The following is a 20852-nucleotide window of genomic DNA, read 5'->3' on the forward strand; positions in this document are numbered from 1 at the left end:
ATCAAATAGGTCGGCGTAAAGTCCGACGTTTAATGCGCTTGATGGGAATACATGCCTTGTATCCAAAACCCAATACCAGTAAGCCTAATCTTGCACACCGTATTTTCCCATATCTGTTGAAAAACATGGTCATCGATCACTCTAATCAAGTCTGGTGTACAGATATCACATACATTCCTATGGCTAAAGGCTTTGTCTATTTGTGTGCAATTATAGATTGGCATAGTCGTAAAGTACTGGCTCATCGTGTATCGATCAGTATGGAAACAGACTTTTGCATAGATGCGTTGCAAGAAGCAATTGTGAAATATGGTTGTCCAGAGGTATTTAATACAGACCAAGGCAGTCAATTCACAAGCGAGGCATTTTTGAATGAGTTAAAATTGCGAAATATCCGTATCAGTATGGATGGGAAAGGACGATGGATGGATAATGTGATGATTGAGCGGTTATGGCGCAGCGTGAAGCATGAGGAAGTCTATTTGAAGGCTTACGATACGGTTAAACAAGCGAAACAATCAATTGCTGAATATTTGGATTTTTATAACACGATACGTCCTCATTCAAGTTTGAATAAGGCAACACCAAATGAATTTTATGATCAACATTTACTAAAAGTAATGGCAGCATGATTTAAATATTTAGAGCGGATTTATCACTTATAAAACTGAATTGAGTGGTCTAATTAACGGAACCACATTAGTCTAACTGATGCAAACTGGCAATATTTGCAACAATGTTATATTCCGCCACATGCTGTGTTGCAGGCCAACGATCATCGGCAAACATAATCTCTTGCCATTGTCCACTCAGTTCTGCAGCTTCTGCAACGGCCAAACCGTATCCCCCTGCACCTAAAATTAACAAGCTGGGTTTATTAGGCATCTGCATGACCTGCCTTGAATTTTATAGCCACAATTAACAATGGTATATAGGCAATCAATACCGCCAGTTCAGGGTACGCCCATGCTTGTGTAACCGTTATATAAGCGATAGGAAATAACCACAATAGATTAATTGCTGCAACCGCTAAAGTCACGGGAGTATGACTCCCGCATTTGCGCGATAAAATTTGATAGCTATGGCTTCGATGTGCATCATACATTTTATAGCCGCTCAATACGCGTTTTATCAGGGTATAGGTCGCATCGACCACAAATACACCTAGACAAATGATCCACGCACAAAACAATGCCAAGTTTTCTTTGAGGGCGATGAGCGCCAAAATACCCAAAGTGAGGCCGAGAAATCCGCTACAGGCATCGCCCATGAAAATTTTAGCCTTGGGAAAGTTCCACAGTAAAAAGCCAAATACACAGGCTGCCAATAACCAAAGTATGTCTGAGTTTAATGTGCTATTGAGTACATAATACAAAATAGCCATACTAACGACAGTGGTAATGGCTTCAACACTGGCAATGCCATTAATCCCATCCATAAAGTTATATAGATTCAACAACCACACCAAAAATAGTACCGCAATAATATTGGCTATAAAGCCAAGTTGTAGACCATTAAAAGCCGTAACTTCGCTAAAGCCACCCAAGCTGATCACCACGCCAATGGCCACTAAAAAGTGTACTGCTAAGCGCAACATGGAATTAATGTGCCCATGGTCATCTAAAAAGCCAAGTAAAGCGATGACAAAACCCGCTACTATTAGTGTTAAACCAATATGTACGGTCAATTGTTGGCTATAGATCAGCACAGCCAGCGCCAACAAGTAGCTGCCCACCACCGCGACACCACCACCGCGGGGCGTGGGTACACTGTGAGAGCTACGTTCATTGGGGTTGTCTATTATATTTTTCTTGAGGGCGTAGGCTCGCATCATATAGGTCAAGCTAAATGCTAGAATAAAGAAAATGAAGATAAGAATAAATGACATGGCTATAACTGAACTTCTTTTTTAATTGGGAGTGTTAAACATTTTTTGTAGACTTTCATCGACCGTATAAGGTGCTGTCCAACCTAATAGCTGAGTGTTTTTAGACGTATCCACCACTAATTCTGAACATAAGCGTGAAGCTACCGCCTTTTTACCCACTAAACGTGCTAAAAAGCTAATCAAGCTTTTAGGCACCGGTAACATCAACAATTTGTTATTTTGCTGATAAGCCAATTTCTCAAATAATTGTTTTACCGAAATATCATCTTGATCACTGGCAAGAAATACTTCGCCATTGGCATTTGGATGGGTCATACAGGTATGAATTAGGTCTGCTAAATTATAGATACTGACCATACTGCGCTTGTTGTCTAAGCAACCGATAGGCAAAGGCAATTTTTTATTTGCCAAGCCCACCATACTTTTAAAGTTGGCTTTGACATTTGGACCATAAATCAACACGGGGCGAATAATAACAACCTCTAATCCAGTTTGTTTAGACAGTTCCAATAGCTCTTGTTCTGCCTCGTATTTAGACAAACCATAAGGGTCATCGGTATTTACAGCATCACTCGGTTTAAAGGCTTGAGTTGTGGTTTGTTCACCATTGACTTTAATACTACTTAAATAAATAAAGCGCTTTACTCCACTTTCTACCGCCTTTTGCGCAAGGTTCAAGCTACCTTGTACATTTGTTTGGCGGTATGCTTCGAGTGGTGACTCAGCTGTTTCATTCATAATATGCGCACGACCTGCACAGTGAATAATGACTTCGATGTGACTAAGGTCAATGTGATCTAGATTGTCATTGAGCTCAAAGTTGATATTACGAACATTGGGATGATTAAACGTTTGGACTGTACGGGTATGTGCTAAAATGGAATAGTTTTTATCTGCCAAAAACTGAGCTAAATATTGTCCTAAAAAACCATTGCTGCCTGTGAGTAAAACATTCATAAATTAAATTCCAAATAATTTAGATAATAAAAAATATTAATCGATACTAAAATTAAGAAAATAGAATTATTCCAAATTAACAACAAAAATTTTATCAAATGGATATTTATGACAAAATTAAGACCGTCACAAAACCGCTAACCTAACTCTTGATGTTTTTTAATTTTTCACTCCAATAGTTCAATTCATCACCTATAAAAACATCTTCAACCCAACCATCAATAGAACATCTTTCATATAAATCCGCACTTAAGGGCTGATACTGATTTACAAAAAAAATACCATCTAACTCAACAACATCTCTGCGAATTACATAAATATTATTGGGATTATAAAAAGGATAATTCACGACATTTGTATTGGTTGTAATTAACTTTTTACCTGCGCCAATTGCCTCAAATGTTCTCATAGTCAAACCTGATTGACCAGGATGACTAATATCTAAAATAACATTAGACTTAGCATAAAAATCCACAATTTCGGTAATACTTAAACTTTTAAAACTTAATTTTTTATAGTCAAATTTAAAAAAAGTTCTATCAAAAAACTTCTTAAAAAAATAAATTAATCTGCCTTGCATATAATAATAATTAAAAGCATTCAACTCGTGAATTTCACACCACTTAGCTATATTGTTACTAACAATATAGCGATCTGAATGTGCAGTACCTAAAAAAAGCAAATCAATTGTTTTCTCGATTTTACTATTATAAATTTCGCGGAATCGATCAGTAAAATATAAAGGTCTAAATCCCAATTGATACTTTTTTGCATCATTTTGATCAAAAGTAAATCGTTTATGAAAAAGATCTAAAATTCCTAAGCAATGACTATGATTTCCAATACTATCCCAGGTATAAAAAATACGCTTACAATTAGGTTGAAGCTTAATAAATTTTTCCATAAAATCGCGAGTAACAACCTCTCCTCGATTTACAAACAGAAAGTCAAATTTTTTATCTTTAATCTCAGCTAAAATAGTAGTATAATAGTCATTAATTTTTTTTTCTAAAAAACCTCTTTTTAAACGTATCATACCCTTTGTAAAATTATTATTCTCTGGTCGTTCATCATAGTATGTTACAAAGGCACCATGTTTTTCCAGTTGCTGAATAATATCTTTTTCCAAATTAAATGTCTGAACACAAAAAAATAATATATTCTTGCCATGAAGGCTTTCTAAGCTACTCATTACTTGTATAAACCCTTTGCTTTCATTTCCTCAATTGACTTTTGATATTTGTCTTCTTGTACCTCTTGAGTATTTACCCATTCTGCAAATTTTTTTAAACCTTCTTCAAATGAAACTTTTGGATTAAAACCTAGAAGTTTATTGATCTTTGTTAAATCCGCATAATTATGACGAATATCACCTAAACGGTAATTACCCGATACGTTTATTGAAACGTCAACACCATAGTTTTTTACGAGTTCATTCGCAACAGTAAGTACATTTGTGGCTACACCAGTGCCCACATTAAACACTTGATTACTGGCTTCTTCTTTCTCTAAACCTAAAATTGTCGCATCTACAACATCGTCGATATAAACAAAATCACGACTTTCTAAACCATCCTCAAATATATTGATATTATTGCCATTTTTAATTTGAGTTGAAAAGATTGATAAAATTCCTGTATACGGATTTTTTAGTGATTGACCTGGACCATAGACATTTTGGTATCTGAATGCAACGCCTGCTATACCCACTGTAGGACACACGGTCAGGACCATTTGCTCTTGGTTTTGTTTAGTAATACCGTAAACCGATGAAGGATGAATTTTTGATTCTTCATCTGTACCGACCAAAGTCAATGCTGAAGAATTTGGATATTTGACTTCAAAATCACCTTGATCCATATGGATGGATTCACGTTGCGTAGGGTATACAGCACCTAGCTCTTTGCTGATGTATTTACCTTCACCGTAGATCGAGCGAGATGATGCAACAACGACTTTTTTTACGTTGTATGAGCCGTTCACAAGTAAATTCAACATCAATGCTGTCCCATTGATGTTAACGTCTACATACTTTTCGACTTCATACATCGATTGACCAGTGCCTGTTTCAGCAGCGTAGTGAACAATGGCATCTTGATCTTTTAGTGCTTCTTCCCAATCAGTCTTACTCGTCACAGTACCGTGAATAAATTTAACTTTATCTTTGATACTTAAATATAATGGTGACGTTTCAGTTGGATTGTCACCATGAATTTGAGGGGATAAATTATCTAATACTGTAACCTGATAACCTTTTTCAATAAGCTTTAAGGCTAAGTTTGAACCAATAAACCCAGCACCACCAGTAATTAGTACATTTTTAATTGACATATTTTTCCCATCTTTTACTTTCAAAATTATAAAATTTAATTGGCTTGGCAGGCGAACCAACAGCAATAACATACGGTTGAAGACTTTTAGATACTACCGAATTTGCACCGACAATGGTCCCTTGACCGATCGTAACTCCTGGCAAAACGGAAACGAATTCACCCAACCATACATTATCTTCTATTTTTACAGCTTTCACAGATAAAGGGCGATCGACAGGTAAGGACATCGGATCACTATCATATTCATTTCCGATATAGCTACCATGAGTACAATCAGAAATATATATTTTACTCGCCATAAGTACATTATTGCCAATTTCAACAGAATGAGCGGCTGTTATATGTACATAGTCATTTATTTGCACATTATAACCAAATTTCAATAACTTAGAATCAGTATTGGTTTGTGGGAAACTTTCTATTCTACAACCCACACCTGTAGTCAAATTTTCACCAAAATCTATATTGTTTTTATTTCTCACATCGATTGGAAAACGGATCAACCTAGCCTTTGGAAAGAAAATTTTTGTTTTGATAAGAAACAGAAATATTTTTAAAGCACCAAAAATTCCATACTTTGAAATCATTTTTTCATCCTCACAAACACTATTCGGCGAACATATTTTATAGATTCAAATATTCGAGCTAAAATGTATTGTTTTGAAGTGATCAATTGATTTTCATATGCAAATTTTAAGTTTTTATTAAATCCTCTATGCATTTCTTTAAGATTAGCACTCAAACCACTAGCCCCAAATCCTGACTTTCCATCACCATAATTAATAACTTTCATATTGCAAAAGTAGCAATTAAATCGATTTGCAATTCTTATAAAATAATTCCCTTCTTCAGCATATTTTTGATTTTCATCAAAATAACCTATTTCTTCAAAAACTTTACGCTTCATAATGACTGTAGAGGGTTGGAAATAATTTTTAAATATCAATTTACTAATATCGATTTTCAAAAGACTACCATCTGGTGTATTAGGTAGATACAAACCATCAAATGCACATCCTAAAAGATCAATCTGCGGATTCAATTCCAGCAGTTTTGTTTGCTTCTCTAATTTATCAGGAAACCATTGGTCATCAGAATCAAGAAAAGCTATTAAATCACCGTTAGAAGCTTTTAAACCTGCATTTCTAGCAGTAGAAACCCCACCATTTTCTTGATTGATTAAAATTAACTTAAAACGGTTATCTTCAAATATATAATTTTCAACTAACTCCTGAGACTTATCCATTGATCCATCATTAACAACTATAACATCATAGTAGCATTTAAAAGTCTGTGCTTTGACAGAGTCCAATGCTTTTATAATTGTTTCAGCAGAATTATACATAGGAATAATTACTGATATTAATAAAGAATTTTCTTCCATTTGTTTAACACCGCCTCATCATTCCACTTTAAACTAGTGCTGAAAGCACCATTTGCAAATTTATATATTTTTTCAGGATCAGATAATAATTCAACTGTCGCTAACTCTAGTGCATCAAAGTCATCCATTGGAATCAGATAACCGTTCACTTCATTTTCCACGATATCCCTAGGTCCTGATGGACAATCGTAAGATATGCATGGCAACCCAAAAGAGATTGCTTCAAGTAAAACCATACCAAAGCCTTCAGAGTGTGAAGTTAACATAAATACTGATGCAGATTTATAATATCTTTCAACATCCTGCACAGGAGGCAATATTATCACATAATCTTGCAGTCCAAGAGTTATTATTTTGTTGTTTAAGTGCTCATATAGATTGCCATTGCCAACAAGATGTAATTGCCAATCTTTTATATGATGTTCATTTACAAGTTTGTCCCATAAATCAATCATTATCCATTGACGCTTAGCCTCTGTCATACGGCCAATAGAGAGAACAACTTTATTTGATAATTGACTGCGAACATAGTTCATCGTTGATTTGAAATGAGGTATATAAACCACCTGTAAATTCAACTCTGAATATGCCTTAGCGTCACTACTTGTTGGAACTACATAACAACGTGCTTTAGGGTATAACCATTGTTTGATCTTTTTATAAACGATATTATAAGCATTAATTCCACCATGTTCTGTGATAATAACTTGCTTATCAATACCTCTTGCTAAATGAAATTCTAAAACATTTAGGGGATGGGCTAAATAATATATATCATATTGATTTAATGCCAAAAAATGTTTTAATTTAGCTGTACTTTGCAGCAAGTTTATTCCTGCTTGAGCAATCCTTTTAATTTTATTGTTCATATCTAATTCAAGATTTGAATCTAACGAAACAATTTTAATCTTATCAGAAAGAGGATAATGGCTATATGCTTTATCTTTTACTAAAATCGTAACTTCCATAAATTCACAAAATTGATTTGCCAAAGTACTGATAACACGTTCTATTCCCCCTGCAGGAGTCATACTATTAAAATAAAATAAAATTTTCATTCATATTACTCAAAGAAGAATTTATAAGGATAAATATAACCATTATGCCTTTGTGATAAAACATCCAAATACCCATACAAAGAATAAAAGTAAAGTGCAACTAATACAAAATAAGCGAAAATTCTTAATAAATAGTAATTTTTGAATATTTTACAAATGTAAAAAACTACCAATACAGACTCAGTCCATAAAAAATATGCCTTAAGCCTAAAGGACATCTGAGGAACCTCGTTAAACAAAGTTCCGATTACAATACCCAAAATATAGATATTCAACAGTACCTGAATAATTTTATTATCATTTTTTGATAAAAAGAATACAAAAACAAAACCTAACAAAAGCTGTCTACCAGACAATGCAGCAAAAACATCTTCTTGTGTATATATATCTAATTTATTAGATGCAAAATCAGGTAACGCAAAATAATTCAACAGCAAACTCACCAACTGAATATCAACCTTTAAAACTGAAACAGATGTAGTTAACAGTAGAACCAAATAGAATAAAACTTTGTTATAAGAATAATGAATGAAAAAGTATAAAGGAATTAATACTAAAGCAGAAAGATGAATCATTGATGCTATTGCAATTAGAGCCGCATAATGAAAAAACTTTCTATCTATTATAAATCGTATAGAAATCATAAATATAGCCATTGATAATGCTTGTCTTATGGCAATAAAGTCATATAAGAAAAACATAGAACAATAGTATATTAATATTGAAAAAGCGAAGTTAGGCGAATTTTTAAAGAAGAAGTTAAGTTTTAACGTAATTGAAAAAAGTGCTATTAAAAAAATTACCCACTGAAAACTCATACCAAAGTTGTTTAATATTTTATTAAAATAAAAGAACCCTGGTTCAATCTCTCTCTCCCCACCCATTCTAGCATTTGTAAAAATATCAAGGTAACTAGAATAATCTGGCTCCACATTCCCTCTTAAACCAGCAAGCATTACTAAAAAAGACACCAAACAGATGTAAGAAATAATTTTTAAATTAATGTCACTGCATTTTTCTAATAATATTGAGAAAAACAGCATTATTATTGGAATTAAAAAATATATCACTCTAATATTCCTAATATTAATTTAAAATTTTCAACTGAAATAAAATTACTTTAAACTAAACCAATGATAAAAACCTTTCCAATACTTCACCTTTTCACTATTGCCTAAAACCCTAAAAACAAATAATCTTTGTAAGATTGTAAGATATAAAATAAAATTAGAAATTTTAAAAGATTTTTTTGTTTTATGCTTTAAATAATATTTCTCTTTACTCTCATAGGTCCAATCTAACTTTATACTTTTGAGGGATTCAGATGCCCCCTCTAAATGGATAATTTTACTTGATGGAACAATATATGTTTGATAACCATTTGACCTTACTCGAAATAATAGATCAGTTTCCTCATAATACATAAAGAAACTCTCATCGAATCCGCCCAACTCATCAAATAATTTCTTTGAAATCATTAGATCTGCTCCAGAAATATTACCCTGAATCAATATTGGAGATTTTTCATAACAATAATTTAAATTCTTACCATATATAACTTTTGAAAAAATATTAAAGAATAAAGTATCAATATCCAATAAAACTGATGGCATCAATCTTGTAAATGAGACTGTTGGGTGTAAATTAATATCACATAAATTTCCACCACATGCCCCAACTTTTGAGTTTTCATTTATAAATCTATATAATTCATAAATTGAATTATCAATGACAATAGTGTCTGAATTCAAAAAAAATAAGAATTTACCACTTGCAAATCTACTCCCAATGTTATTTGCGATTCCAAAACCACTATTAGAATCATTTAAAATTAAATTAACCTGAGGATATAATTTTTTTAATTGCTCAATCTCACGATTAGGTGAATTATTATCTACAACTATAATTTCATAAGTGATTTCCTCTGTATTTTTTATTACAGATTCAATACACTCCAAAACCAAATCATATGTGTTATAATTAACAATAACAATTGAGACATCTTTAATATAATTCAAATTTACTTCCTGACAAAGTTTAAATTAATTCAACTACAAATTAAAAATCTGATTCCAGATATTTATACAAGCTCTCAGCAATAATATTCCAATCAAAATTATGAGCAGCAAACCTTCTAATATCATCTGGATTTGGCAACTTAGTTTCATCATTCACAATTTTTTGTAATATTATTGCTAATTGATCAAAATCACCTATACTAAAAACCTCGCCAAATTCCAGATTATTCGTTACATCATATACAGGAGCTAAATCTGTTGAAACTATATAACAGCCATTCGAAATAGCTTCAGTCAAAACCAGAGGAAATCCTTCGCTATTTGATGTTAATACAAATACTTTTGCCTTCATATACTCTTGCAATAACATATCTCTATCATCAATATTGCCTAGAAAATAAACTTTATTTTTTAAACTTGGATTATTTGCATAAAATTTTTCTACCACATGATAAAATTTTTCATCAATTGGACCAATAAATTTAACCTTCCAATCATTTAAATCCATGTTTTCAAGAGCTCGTAAAAAAACTTCTGTATCCTTTTCTTTTGTACCTAGCCGCCCGACTGTAATAATAGTTTTTTCTTTTATGTTATTAAATTTATTAATATTTAAGAATCCATTTGGTAAGTACCTAGTTTTTAAATAACTTTCGTTATTCAAAAAAGTATTAAGTTTTTCTGACTCAACTGTCATTAATCCTACATGTTTTAAGATATAAGACTTAATACGAAATAAGAAATTTTTATTTGCAAATCTATCAGAATTCAAAACCAACGAGTTCATATCTAGTTTAAAATAAAATTTTATCCTATTAAATGTTATTATTTTAAAAAAGAGGGCAGCAAAGAATTTTAGCCCCCCTTCATGAATGAACATAACTATATCATATTTTCTATAATTCCTTAACAGAAAAATAAATATATTGACACCCTGATACCTAGAAATTTTATTTATTTTTTTATATTTCACACCATCAAAATACTTTTTAAAAAATGGTAAATTTCTCTGATTTTCATAAAAAGAAATTGTCGTATCATAATAACCTTTTTTCTTCAAAGAATAAGGTATCATTCCAACATCTTTCATTAAATGAATATTTTCACCTTGCGGAAATATGCAAATAAATTGCTTTTTTTTCATGTTTTATTTCCTCTAATTAAAGTAGATTTAATTAATTTAAATAACATATTAATTTCAGGTACTTTTAATATACAACCAAAAAAACCAACGAACACCAACGTTAATAACAATGAGTATAAAACTTCAACAAATAAGTTTAACACTACATTTTCTCCAAATGAAAACTTATATAATGAATAGATAAAATAAGCAAAAAATGCCGAGAGGATACATAGCAAATAATAGCGAATCGTCTCTCTATAAATCATTGCTTTATCATATGGATAATGCATACACATATAAATTGCTGCAAAAAAATGTGCTAAGAAAAATGACAAAGGAAACACTTTCATACCCAGCCATTTCACTGTTATCGAATTAAAAAATATAACTACTATTTGTGCTAAAACTCCAGTAATAACATACAATTTAGCTTTATTAACAGAAAGCATACTCATACCTAAAATAATGTATGAAAATACTCCAATTAATGAAATTGAAAATAATTTGCTCAATAAAATTATATCATTCATTTGCACCGTATTAATTGCAGGACTTTTATATAATAAATAAAATACTGGTTCTGCTCCATTTATAAAAAAAACTATGAACAAAATCAAACCTAATAAACCTAATCGATAACTCGCTAAAAATTCTCGATTATAGGTTTTAACATCATTATTGATAAATGCTTTGGTCAGGGTCGGTACAAGTATGGTTAAAACTATTGAAACGAGTATACTATTTAGTAGATCTGGTATACGCCTTGAATAATCAATAATTGAGACAACTCCGACACCTAACGATGTTGCAATTGCTTTTTCAACAATACCATTCAATTGGCCAATTAAATAAGGTACAAAAAATGGAAAAGAAAAAAGAAAAAATAACTTAAAGCCATCAAAAGTAAAATTTATGGGCCCTTTAAATACTGGTATATTTAGTTTTATGATTTTATTTATTAAGAAAAAAAACAGTAGTATTGTACTTACATACAATGCTAATACAAGTGCTTTAATTCCTATGATCGGTGCTAAAAAAATAATTATAAAAATATTAATTAATTGCGTAAATAATGATGATATTTCAGGGATATAGTAAATTTCAAACGCATTCAATATAGAGCTTAAAATCATATTAAGTTGATTGAACAACAAAATAGGTGCCAAAAAACTAATCATACGCAACAAATTTTGAAATCCCGATTCATCAAATCCTGGTGCAATAATCCTAGCGACTAGATTAGGATACATAATAAGCGCTATCACTATTACACTAGAAATAATAAACATATATAAAATTAAGGATTTAGTATAGTTTATTGCAACTTCCTGTCCTTCTATCTCTTTAATAGCTACAAATTTTGCACGAAAAGTTTCATTGATTGGCCCCCAAACTGCTAAGCCAATCACACCAACAATCATTGAACCTATTAACCAAACATCATTGTCTAAGCTTACTCCAAAATATTTAGCAGTCAAAATTAATGTCAAAATTGATAAAGGTATTTTTAAGACCTTAAGCAAAAATAACGTAAGTGATTTTTTATACATGGAATTCACATCTAGAGTGAAATAAATTTATCAGCAAATTTATCCTTATCACTTACTATAACTTCATTAACATTGTGAATTGGCCATTTAATACCTAAGTCTAGATCATTCCAAATAATGCTTCTCTCGCACTCTTTAGAGTAATAATTCGTCGTTTTATATAAGAACTGAGTATTATCTTCTAATGCTATAAAGCCATGTGCAAATCCCTCAGGAATCCAGAACATAGTTTTATTTTCCGCACTCAACTCTACTCCCACCCATTCCCCATAAGTTTTAGAGTTTGGGCGAATATCGACAGCCACATCCCAAACTTTACCTTGAACAACACGAACTAATTTACCTTGAGCATATGGTTCGCGCTGAAAATGCAAACCTCTCAACACCCCTTTTTGCGAACAGGAATGATTGTCCTGCACAAATGTTGGAATAGGTAAATTTAACGCTTTTAATGCAGCGTCAAAACGCTGTTGATTAAAGCTTTCCATAAACCAGCCACGATCATCCCCAAATACTTGTGGATGAAGTACTAATAAACCGTCGAGTTTTGTTTTTTCCACTCTCATTTTAGTTCATCCAATAATTTCAATAAGTATTGACCATAATCTGTTTTTCTAAGTGCTTCTGCACTTTCCTTAAGTTTTTCTTTTGAAATCCAACCTTGCTGAAAACTAATTTCTTCTAAACACGCAACTTTTAGCGATTGACGTTTTTCAATGGTATACACAAACTGACCTGCTTCTAGAAGAGATTCATGGGTTCCCGTATCTAGCCATGCAAAACCACGCCCAAGTAATTCAACATTGAGTGAGCCATCTTTCAAATAGGCATTATTAATATCTGTGATTTCTAACTCACCACGTGCGGATGGTTTGACCTGTTTAGCAAACTCAACAACCCGATTATCATAGAAATATAAACCAGTTACTGCATAAGGTGATTTTGGTTTGATTGGCTTTTCTTCAATACTCAGTACTTTACCAGTTAGATCAAACTCTACTACACCAAAACGCTCTGGATCAGTGACATGGTAACCAAAAACTGTTGCACCTTTTTCAAGGTTATTGGCTGCCTTTAATTGCTTACTAAAATTTTGACCATAATAAATATTGTCGCCCAAGATTAAGCAAACGTGATCATTTCCTATAAATTCTTCGCCAAGAATAAACGCTTGCGCAAGTCCATCTGGTGAAGGCTGTTCTTTATAACTTAACTCAATACCAAACTGCGAACCATCGCCAAGCAACTTTTCAAAGTTTGGTAAGTCTTCAGGCGTCGAAATAATTAAAATCTCACGAATATTTGCCAACATCAATACAGATAATGGATAGTAAATCATGGGTTTATCATAAATTGGTAAAAGCTGCTTAGATACACCTTTAGTAATAGGATGTAAGCGTGTGCCTGAACCACCTGCCAATATAATACCTTTACGCTTTATGCTCATTTATGAAATACCTCAATTACTGTTCTTTGTACATATACTTTCCAATCTGGCAAATAGATTTGAAAAGCATGTTGAATTTTTTGATTATTTAAACGTGAATTATGTGGACGTTTAGCTGGTGTCGGATATGCTGCTGTTGGAATCGGATTAACTTGTTGAATGGCTAAATTCACACCTAAGTTTTTTGCTTGCTCAAATATATAGTTTGCATACTCAAACCACGATGTTTCCCCACTAGCAACCAAATGGTAAATACCAATTTTAGTTTGATCTCGTAATGTCTGCACAATCGCATGAGCACTTACATCCGCAATTAGCTCAGCTGACGTTGGAGCACCAATTTGATCATCAATAATAGATAATTCTTCACGCTGCTGAGATAGAGCAAGCATTGTTTTTAAAAAGTTTGTACCTTTTTGTGCAAAAACCCATGATGTTCGAAATATCAAGTAATTGCACTGAGCATTTTGAATAGCCTGCTCCCCTAATGCCTTAGTTTGACCATATGCATTCAAGGGTTTCAGTACATCTGTTTCATTAAATATTGATGTACCTTCACCATCAAAAACATAATCTGTCGAATAATGCACTAAAAGTGCCTTAATTTGAGCACAAGCCTCAGCTATCTTCCCTACTGCCACATAATTAATGAGATTAGCCATATCTTGTTCTGTTTCAGCCAAATCTACAGCAGTATAAGCACTTGCATTCACAACAACATTTGGCGCTATATCTACAATAGTTTGATAAATTTGATCAGGCTTACTTAAATCACCACACCATTGATTTAAACCATTTCGATCAAGTGAAATCACCTCACCCAATGGCGCAAGGGAACGCTGAAGCTCCCAACCAACTTGTCCATTTTTTCCAAGCAATAAGATTTTCATTACTTAGCCTTGTATTGTTTTTCTAACCAAGATTGGTATTCCCCACTTTGAATATGAGCAACCCACTCCTGATTATTTAAATACCACTCTACCGTTTTACGGATTCCAGTTTCAAATGTTTCCGTTGGTGTCCAGCCTAATTCATTTTGAATTTTTGTAGCATCAATCGCATAGCGTAAGTCATGACCAGGGCGGTCTTTTACAAATGTAATCAGTGATTCATAAGTTTGACCATTGGCTTGTGGCTTTAACTCATCCAAAATCTTACAAATAGTTTTGACCACTTCTATATTCTGTTTTTCGTTATGGCCACCAATATTATAAGTTTCGCCCACCACTCCTTGTGTCACCACTTGGTATAATGCACGAGCATGGTCTTCAACAAATAGCCAATCACGAATTTGATCACCTTTTCCATAAATAGGTAAAGGTTTTCCATCCAAAGCATTTAGGATAACGAGTGGAATCAGCTTTTCAGGAAAATGATAGGGTCCATAGTTGTTCGAACAATTGGTCACTATTGTTGGTAAACCATACGTTCTTTGCCATGCTCGCACTAAGTGATCAGAACTCGCCTTACTTGCTGAGTATGGAGAACTAGGCGCATAAGATGTGGTTTCAGTAAATAAATCTGTTGTACCTTCCAAATCTCCATAAACTTCATCTGTTGAAATATGATGAAAACGAAAATGAGTCTTTTTACTTTCTTCAAGCCCTTGCCAATACTGACGCGCTGCTTCTAATAAGGTATAAGTGCCCACAATATTGGTTTGGATAAATGCTGTCGGCCCATCAATTGAGCGATCCACATGAGACTCTGCCGCTAAATGCATCACAACATCAGGTTTGAACATAGTGAAAACGTCTGCTAATTTATCAGCATCACAAATATCAACTTGTTGAAATTGATAACGAGGATTTCCACTAATTTCATTTAATGATTCTAAATTACCTGCATAAGTAAGTTTATCTAGATTTAAAACTTCATCATCCGTATTTTTTATGATGTGACGTACCACAGCCGAACCAATGAATCCAGCCCCTCCGGTTAATAGTATTCTCATATTTTCTACCATAATCTTAAAATTCGACTATCTTACTCATTTAACATTAAATTATTTAGATATTAAAGTTACAAAATATTTTTAACACAACTAAAATTCATGCAACTAAATCCTATTTTTTTTGCATGATATCACAAATCCACGCACTTTGTTAGAACGTACCCAGAATATTTTCTATGCAAAAGTAGCCTTAAAAAGGTTAAATTAATGAACTGAAGACTCGTATTTAGGTGCTTTTCAGAGTTTTTCCAGAGCCTTCTACATTTTTCTAACCAAGCAAATTATCTTTCCACAACCCAGCGTTGTGGAATGACTGCAAATTTATGCAATTCACTTGTTTTAGCTACATCAACTGGGGATCCGATTAAATTATTAACAGCCAAAGAAAAGGGTTCACCTGTGTAACCGCCATCAACAAGTACAACCTATACATTTTGTAAGCTATCTTTATGCAAAGTTATAGTATCTAACGCACCTTGACGATCTGTTTTATCTGCTGTCGTAACCAATATTCCATGCGGGAGACCTTCAGTATCAACAATAATATGTCTTTTAATGCCTGAATTTTTTTACCAGCATCATACCCTTTATCACGTGCAGTATCTGTGTTTTTTACACTTTGTGAATCAATCATGATAAAGCTCGTTTGTTCTTTCCGTCCATTGTTGATACGGGCCTCGCCAACTACATTTTTTTAAAGCTTGCTCAAGTATGCTAGGTTCAGTTTCTGAAGACTTTTTATTCCAAATCGAGAAGTGATCCTAGACAGTATCGTGGACAACCGATCCCTCTAAATTCTTGAAATATTTCTGTTCAAAGGCTTCTGGACTTAACCAGCCATTTGCAGAATGCCTTCTGATTCGATTGTAGTAAACTTCAATATACTCAAACAAGATAGCATTTGCCTCTTTTCTCCTAGAAAATACACTGCCATGTACTACAGATATCCTTTATGAGTATTATTTGTAGAATTGTATTTTTCCAATAAGCAATAAGCTTTAGCTATGTAAAATTTTTAGCTTACTATTGGAATAGTAAGCTTAACTCTTGTCCTTATAGGTAACTTTGTCTTTAACAGCAGAGTTACCTTTTCTGTTCCCTAAAGATGTTTAGCTGTCCAACTAAATGGAGAATAGGTGTCTACGTTTACTGTCCACTCAGTGTTCACTTAATTAAGAATATGCAATATGCTTTAGAGCCAGCGAAAAGAGTATTATGCTTTTCTGTTCTTTTCAGCTAAAATTACCTCGCCTCAGGTTTTCTTGTCATTAGCATAGAATTAGGGTTCATTAGATAAAATACAATTAACAAGGGTTTCATGTGAAGTATTATCAGCTTTTCTCAATTCTTACAATCAGCATTAGTACAGTAAGTTGCGCGATCACTTCGGGTCTGCAGACATACGACCTACCAAACCAAGGTTCTTATAAAACAGATGAAGGTGCTGAGCTTTCTGTTGTGCAATTGACTCAAGAAAACCTTCCAACCTTGGCTCTTTCTCAAATAAACTCTTCGGCAAATTTAAATGAGCTGTTTAATATAAAACATACCTTATATCGTTTAAGTTCAGGGGATATTTTATCCATACAGCTTTGGGCTTACCCAGAAATTACTCCACCCTTTCAAGATGCAACCAATATCAAAGCTGCAGGTTATCCAATTGGCAGTGATGGCAACCTTTACCTCCCTTTAGTTGGGAGAGTTCATGCTGCGGGAAAAACTGTTTCAGAACTAAACCAAATACTCAGAACACAATTTTCTCATTATTTAAAAACACCTGATGTACTCGTTCGTGTAATATCCTACGAAGGGAAGCGTTATTTTGTGAATGGTCAAGTTATGAGAAGCGGGCAATATACCTTGAATGATCAGCCTGTTAGCATTTACACTGCTTTAGGTATGGCCGGCGGTGTCAATACCGAGACAGGCGATAACACAGCTATTCAACTGATTCGTAATGGCCGAACATTTAATCTTAATAGTATTGAGCTTGAGAAACGCGGATATTCCTTACATCAATTATTGATTCAACCTAACGATACAATTTTTGTAAACACAAAACAAAATCAAAAGTTGTATGTTATGGGTGAATCAAATAAAAGCCAGGCACTTACTTTACGTGATCAGGGCATGACCTTAAGTGATGTATTGGGTGAAAGTGAAGGTATTAACCCTTATTCTGCAAGTGCTGCACGTATTTTTGTGATGCGTACAGATTTAAATACTAAAACCTCTACAATTTATCATTTGAACTTAAGCAGCTTAGGCAATTTAGCTTTAGCCAATCAATTTCAGATGCAAAAAAATGATATTGTATATATCGATGCAACGGGGCTTACACGCTGGCAACGTATCATGAATCAAATTGTGCCTTTCTCGAGTGCACTTTACACATTTGACCAGTTAGGTAAATAGCATGCAAATTCAAAATGTTTTAGTTGTATGCATTGGAAATATATGTCGTAGCCCCATGGCTGAATATTTTCTAAAAAACAATCATCCCAATTTAAATATTGAGTCTGCAGGTCTCTCTGCAATGTCTGGGCATTCGGCAGATGCAAAAGCTATACACTGTATGGATCAGCTGAATATTGATATGCGTCCACACATTGCCAGACAAATTACTGCCGAAATGATTAAAAAATCAGATTTAATTTTAGTCATGAGTAATAATCAAAAAAAACATCTTGAGCAAACTTGGTCTTTTGCCAAAGGAAAGGTTTTTCGTTTGGGGCATTGGCAAAATCAAAATGTGCCCGATCCTTATCAACATGATCAAGCTTTTTTTGATGAAACTTGTCGCAACATTCAAAAATACGTTTCTGACTGGCAATCCCATTTTTAATTTTTAGCAGTTTTATTTCATGAATTCGAATAGCACACCTCAAGACGATACCATTGACTTAAAAGAATTATTCTTTTCTTTGCTGTCGCAATGGAAGCTCATTGCTCTATGTACACTCCTTAGCCTCGTTTTTGCTCTGCTTTACTTAAAAGTAACGCCAAATGTCTACTCAACGGATGCTATGATTCAGGTTGAGGACGCTAAAGGTGCTGGTGCCGCAGCTCTTTTAGGGGATTTAGGAAGCGCACTACCTGGAGGAGTGGGTGGAAAGTCAGTTGCAGATGCGGAAATTGAAATCTTAAACTCGCGCAAAGTGCTTGGACAAACCATACAAGACTTAAAGCTAGATATTCGTATCACCGATGAACAAAGTAGCTTGACGTATCGTTTGCTCAACACAGTTCAAAGTAAAGTGATCTATAAAAATAATGTTGTGACTTGGCAAGATAAAAAAAATGTATTTGTTATTCAATCTTTTGATGTGCCTAATTTTTATCTCGATAAAAAACTCACACTAAACTTTATCAATGGACAAGAGTTTAGCCTGTCTTATAAAAAAGATGTAGTGTTTAAAGGCAAGTTAAATGCGGTCAATCAAAGCCTAGATCAGAAAGGTTTATGGAAAATTCAAATTTATGCGAAAAACCCTATATCGCATGATTTTTCAGTTACTAAATTATCTATGCCTTCAGCCGTACAATGGATTAAAAAAGATTACAGCGTAGCAGAAAGAGGTAAAAACTCTGGTGTGATTGGTCTTAACTACAATGGTGAAGATAAAGAACATATCACCCAAGTACTTAACCACATCTTAAATATTTACCAAGCACAAAATATTGAACGTAAATCACTGGAATCGGCTCAAACATTGAGCTTCCTTGAAAAGCAACTGCCTGAGTTAAAACAACAACTCGAAGACTCTGAAATTAAATTTAACCGTTTCCGAGAACAATACAACACAATTGATGTAACACAAGAAGCGGAGTTAATGCTAAAGCAGAATGTTGAACTGGAAAAATTAAAAATCCAACTACAACAGCAACAAGCAGAACTCTCTTCAAAATATACGCCTGACCACCCATTAATGTCAGCAATTAACGCTCAACTTTCTGAAATTAACAAAAAAACTTCAGAAATGACTCAATCCATTAAGCGTTTACCTGAAACCCAGCGACTGTACTTACAACTGTACCGCGATGTTAAGGTAAATACTGAGTTATACACTGCGTTATTGAATAGCTACCAACAACTCAAAATTGCCAAAGCAGGTGAAATTGGTAATGTACGCATTATTGATACTGCAATTGAACCTGTAAAACCAATTAAACCTAAAAAGCTCATCACATTAGTACTTGCTATTTTTGTAGGTGGCTTCTTGGGCACATTATTGGCCTTACTGCGTAATATGTTACGCTCAGGTATTAAAGACTCGAATCAAATTGAAAATGAACTGGATTTACCTGTTTATGCCACTGTACCACGTTCACCTGTGCAAGAAAGCCGTATTAAAATTCTGAAAAAGAAAAAGAATATTCCAATTCTTGCGGTGAAACATAGTGATGATATTGCCATTGAAAGCCTACGCAGCATGCGTACTGCTATTCACTTTGCTTTAAGCAGTGCCAAAAACAATATCATTATGATTTCTGGCCCTGCACCAGAGTTGGGTAAATCGTTTATTTCAATCAATCTAGCCACCATTTTGGCGCAAAGTGATAAGCGCGTATTATTGATTGATGCCGATTTACGTCGTGGTTATATGCATAAATACTTTAATTACGACCCTAAGCCTGGCTTAACCGAATACCTGAATGGTCAGCACGAGTTAGACAGTGTTGTGCGCAGTACTGAAGTTGAAAATTTAAGCTTCATCAGTCGTGGTAAAAGCCCTGCTAATCCGTCAGAGTTGTTAAGTACGCAAAAATTTGCAGATATGCTCACGCACTTGTCGAGCCAATTTGACCATATTCTGATTGATACCCCACCAGTTCTTGCAGTCACCGATGGGATTATTATTTCACAATATGCGGGTGTGAATTTGGTAGTGGCACGTTATGCCAAGACGCAAATGAAAGAGCTTGAACTGACTGTCAACCGCTTTGAACAAGCTGGCGTGAAAGTAAATGGCTTTATTTTGAATGATATTCAACGTGCTGGTGCTGGTTACGGGTATGGATACAATTATTCATATGCTTACAAAGCAAATAAAGATGATTAAAAATCCATCACAATAATCATCTCAAAAAGCCAGATCTCAAAGTCTGGCTTTTTATCGATAAACACATAAACTAT

19 protein-coding genes and 3 pseudogenes are annotated in these 20852 nt (G+C 33.7%); 4 read left to right on the forward strand and 18 right to left on the reverse strand.

Annotation, left to right across the window (positions count from 1 at the left end; all coding sequences use genetic code 11):
- Window positions 1–632: pseudogene (locus F988_RS00355) on the forward strand (IS3-like element ISAcsp5 family transposase); the annotation flags it as partial.
- Window positions 633–699: 67 nt separating this feature from the next.
- On the opposite strand, the gene F988_RS00360 reads toward F988_RS00355, so the two are convergent.
- From F988_RS00360 to F988_RS14195, 18 genes and pseudogenes are all read right to left on the reverse strand, one after another.
- Window positions 700–885 carry a PglD-related sugar-binding protein gene (locus tag F988_RS00360; protein ID WP_010589519.1) on the reverse strand — a complete coding sequence of 62 codons (186 nt, stop codon included), beginning with the start codon at window positions 883–885 and terminating at the stop codon, window positions 700–702.
- On the reverse strand, window positions 878–1888 hold the full coding sequence (locus F988_RS00365) for an MraY family glycosyltransferase (protein WP_004680127.1): 1011 nt from the start codon (window positions 1886–1888) through the stop codon (window positions 878–880). The genes F988_RS00360 and F988_RS00365 overlap by 8 nt, the downstream gene beginning before the upstream one ends.
- Window positions 1889–1909: 21 nt before the next feature.
- A complete protein-coding gene (locus F988_RS00370) occupies window positions 1910–2845 on the reverse strand; it encodes an NAD-dependent epimerase/dehydratase family protein (RefSeq protein ID WP_004680129.1) in 936 nt (311 codons plus the stop codon).
- A 142-nt stretch (window positions 2846–2987) separates the two neighbouring features.
- Window positions 2988–4037 (reverse strand): WaaS/CpsH family glycosyltransferase, encoded by a 1050-nt coding sequence (locus F988_RS00375; RefSeq protein WP_004680132.1) that lies wholly within the window; start codon window positions 4035–4037, stop codon window positions 2988–2990.
- A complete protein-coding gene (locus tag F988_RS00380; RefSeq protein ID WP_004680134.1) occupies window positions 4037–5176 on the reverse strand; it encodes an NAD-dependent epimerase/dehydratase family protein in 1140 nt (379 codons plus the stop codon). The genes F988_RS00375 and F988_RS00380 overlap by 1 nt, the downstream gene beginning before the upstream one ends.
- Window positions 5166–5765: an LbetaH domain-containing protein gene (locus F988_RS00385; protein WP_004680137.1), complete on the reverse strand. Its 600-nt coding sequence runs from the start codon at window positions 5763–5765 to the stop codon at window positions 5166–5168. Before F988_RS00385 ends, F988_RS00380 begins: the two co-directional genes overlap by 11 nt.
- Complete coding sequence (locus tag F988_RS00390) at window positions 5762–6562, reverse strand: glycosyltransferase family 2 protein (protein WP_004680139.1); 801 nt, start codon at window positions 6560–6562, stop codon at window positions 5762–5764. Before F988_RS00390 ends, F988_RS00385 begins: the two co-directional genes overlap by 4 nt.
- On the reverse strand, window positions 6541–7620 hold the full coding sequence (locus F988_RS00395) for a glycosyltransferase family 4 protein (protein WP_004680141.1): 1080 nt from the start codon (window positions 7618–7620) through the stop codon (window positions 6541–6543). Before F988_RS00395 ends, F988_RS00390 begins: the two co-directional genes overlap by 22 nt.
- A 5-nt stretch (window positions 7621–7625) precedes the next feature.
- The gene (locus F988_RS00400) at window positions 7626–8690 is read right to left on the reverse strand and encodes an EpsG family protein (protein ID WP_004680143.1); all 1065 of its coding nucleotides are present in this window, start codon (window positions 8688–8690) and stop codon (window positions 7626–7628) included.
- A 45-nt stretch (window positions 8691–8735) separates the two neighbouring features.
- Window positions 8736–9638 carry a glycosyltransferase family 2 protein gene (locus F988_RS00405; protein ID WP_004680145.1) on the reverse strand — a complete coding sequence of 301 codons (903 nt, stop codon included), beginning with the start codon at window positions 9636–9638 and terminating at the stop codon, window positions 8736–8738.
- Window positions 9639–9678: 40 nt separating this feature from the next.
- Window positions 9679–10782, reverse strand: coding sequence for a glycosyltransferase (locus F988_RS00410; RefSeq protein ID WP_004680147.1), 1104 nt, complete (start codon window positions 10780–10782; stop codon window positions 9679–9681).
- Window positions 10779–12314: a lipid II flippase MurJ gene (locus F988_RS00415; RefSeq protein WP_004680149.1), complete on the reverse strand. Its 1536-nt coding sequence runs from the start codon at window positions 12312–12314 to the stop codon at window positions 10779–10781. The genes F988_RS00410 and F988_RS00415 overlap by 4 nt, the downstream gene beginning before the upstream one ends.
- A gap of 11 nt (window positions 12315–12325) precedes the next feature.
- The gene (gene rfbC / locus F988_RS00420; protein ID WP_004680152.1) at window positions 12326–12880 is read right to left on the reverse strand and encodes a dTDP-4-dehydrorhamnose 3,5-epimerase; all 555 of its coding nucleotides are present in this window, start codon (window positions 12878–12880) and stop codon (window positions 12326–12328) included.
- Entirely contained in the window at window positions 12877–13761 is an 885-nt protein-coding gene (rfbA, locus tag F988_RS00425; protein ID WP_004680154.1) for a glucose-1-phosphate thymidylyltransferase RfbA, read from the reverse strand. Before rfbA ends, rfbC begins: the two co-directional genes overlap by 4 nt.
- Window positions 13758–14651 (reverse strand): dTDP-4-dehydrorhamnose reductase, encoded by an 894-nt coding sequence (rfbD, locus tag F988_RS00430; RefSeq protein WP_004680155.1) that lies wholly within the window; start codon window positions 14649–14651, stop codon window positions 13758–13760. Before rfbD ends, rfbA begins: the two co-directional genes overlap by 4 nt.
- Window positions 14651–15715 carry a dTDP-glucose 4,6-dehydratase gene (gene rfbB / locus F988_RS00435; protein WP_010589300.1) on the reverse strand — a complete coding sequence of 355 codons (1065 nt, stop codon included), beginning with the start codon at window positions 15713–15715 and terminating at the stop codon, window positions 14651–14653. The genes rfbD and rfbB overlap by 1 nt, the downstream gene beginning before the upstream one ends.
- Window positions 15716–15846: 131 nt before the next feature.
- Window positions 15847–16473: pseudogene (locus F988_RS14190) on the reverse strand (IS5 family transposase); the annotation flags it as partial.
- Between the two features lie 3 nt (window positions 16474–16476).
- Window positions 16477–16656, reverse strand: a pseudogene (locus tag F988_RS14195) (IS3 family transposase); the annotation flags it as partial.
- Between the two features lie 379 nt (window positions 16657–17035).
- On the opposite strand from F988_RS14195, the gene F988_RS00440 reads away from it, so the two are divergent.
- Genes F988_RS00440 through F988_RS00450 form a run of 3 tightly spaced genes read left to right on the forward strand, consistent with a single transcriptional unit; the run spans window position 17036 to window position 20778 of the window.
- Complete coding sequence (locus F988_RS00440; protein ID WP_004680159.1) at window positions 17036–18130, forward strand: polysaccharide biosynthesis/export family protein; 1095 nt, start codon at window positions 17036–17038, stop codon at window positions 18128–18130.
- Window position 18131: 1 nt separating this feature from the next.
- Window positions 18132–18560 (forward strand): low molecular weight protein-tyrosine-phosphatase, encoded by a 429-nt coding sequence (locus tag F988_RS00445; protein WP_004680161.1) that lies wholly within the window; start codon window positions 18132–18134, stop codon window positions 18558–18560.
- 19 nt (window positions 18561–18579) lie between these two features.
- A complete protein-coding gene (locus F988_RS00450; protein ID WP_004680163.1) occupies window positions 18580–20778 on the forward strand; it encodes a polysaccharide biosynthesis tyrosine autokinase in 2199 nt (732 codons plus the stop codon).
- Window positions 20779–20852 lie beyond the last annotated feature (74 nt).

It is taken from the genome of Acinetobacter parvus DSM 16617 = CIP 108168 (genome assembly GCF_000368025.1).
In the GTDB taxonomy this organism is placed as follows: domain Bacteria; phylum Pseudomonadota; class Gammaproteobacteria; order Pseudomonadales; family Moraxellaceae; genus Acinetobacter; species Acinetobacter parvus.

Excerpts from the sequence above, each read along its gene's own strand:
- F988_RS00395 (WP_004680141.1), bottom strand. The coding sequence starts at position 7,620 with ATGAAAATTTTATTTTATTTTAATAGTATGACTCCTGCAGGGGGAATA.
- F988_RS00390 (WP_004680139.1), bottom strand. The coding sequence starts at position 6,562 with ATGGAAGAAAATTCTTTATTAATATCAGTAATTATTCCTATGTATAAT.
- rfbB (WP_010589300.1), bottom strand. The coding sequence starts at position 15,715 with ATGAGAATACTATTAACCGGAGGGGCTGGATTCATTGGTTCGGCTGTG.
- F988_RS00370 (WP_004680129.1), bottom strand. The coding sequence starts at position 2,845 with ATGAATGTTTTACTCACAGGCAGCAATGGTTTTTTAGGACAATATTTA.
- F988_RS00365 (WP_004680127.1), bottom strand. The coding sequence starts at position 1,888 with ATGTCATTTATTCTTATCTTCATTTTCTTTATTCTAGCATTTAGCTTG.
- F988_RS00410 (WP_004680147.1), bottom strand. The coding sequence starts at position 10,782 with ATGAAAAAAAAGCAATTTATTTGCATATTTCCGCAAGGTGAAAATATT.
- F988_RS00360 (WP_010589519.1), bottom strand. The coding sequence starts at position 885 with ATGCCTAATAAACCCAGCTTGTTAATTTTAGGTGCAGGGGGATACGGT.
- F988_RS00385 (WP_004680137.1), bottom strand. The coding sequence starts at position 5,765 with ATGATTTCAAAGTATGGAATTTTTGGTGCTTTAAAAATATTTCTGTTT.
- F988_RS00450 (WP_004680163.1), top strand. The coding sequence starts at position 18,580 with ATGAATTCGAATAGCACACCTCAAGACGATACCATTGACTTAAAAGAA.
- F988_RS00380 (WP_004680134.1), bottom strand. The coding sequence starts at position 5,176 with ATGTCAATTAAAAATGTACTAATTACTGGTGGTGCTGGGTTTATTGGT.
- rfbA (WP_004680154.1), bottom strand. The coding sequence starts at position 13,761 with ATGAGCATAAAGCGTAAAGGTATTATATTGGCAGGTGGTTCAGGCACA.
- F988_RS00445 (WP_004680161.1), top strand. The coding sequence starts at position 18,132 with ATGCAAATTCAAAATGTTTTAGTTGTATGCATTGGAAATATATGTCGT.
- rfbC (WP_004680152.1), bottom strand. The coding sequence starts at position 12,880 with ATGAGAGTGGAAAAAACAAAACTCGACGGTTTATTAGTACTTCATCCA.
- rfbD (WP_004680155.1), bottom strand. The coding sequence starts at position 14,651 with ATGAAAATCTTATTGCTTGGAAAAAATGGACAAGTTGGTTGGGAGCTT.
- F988_RS00415 (WP_004680149.1), bottom strand. The coding sequence starts at position 12,314 with ATGTATAAAAAATCACTTACGTTATTTTTGCTTAAGGTCTTAAAAATA.
- F988_RS00375 (WP_004680132.1), bottom strand. The coding sequence starts at position 4,037 with ATGAGTAGCTTAGAAAGCCTTCATGGCAAGAATATATTATTTTTTTGT.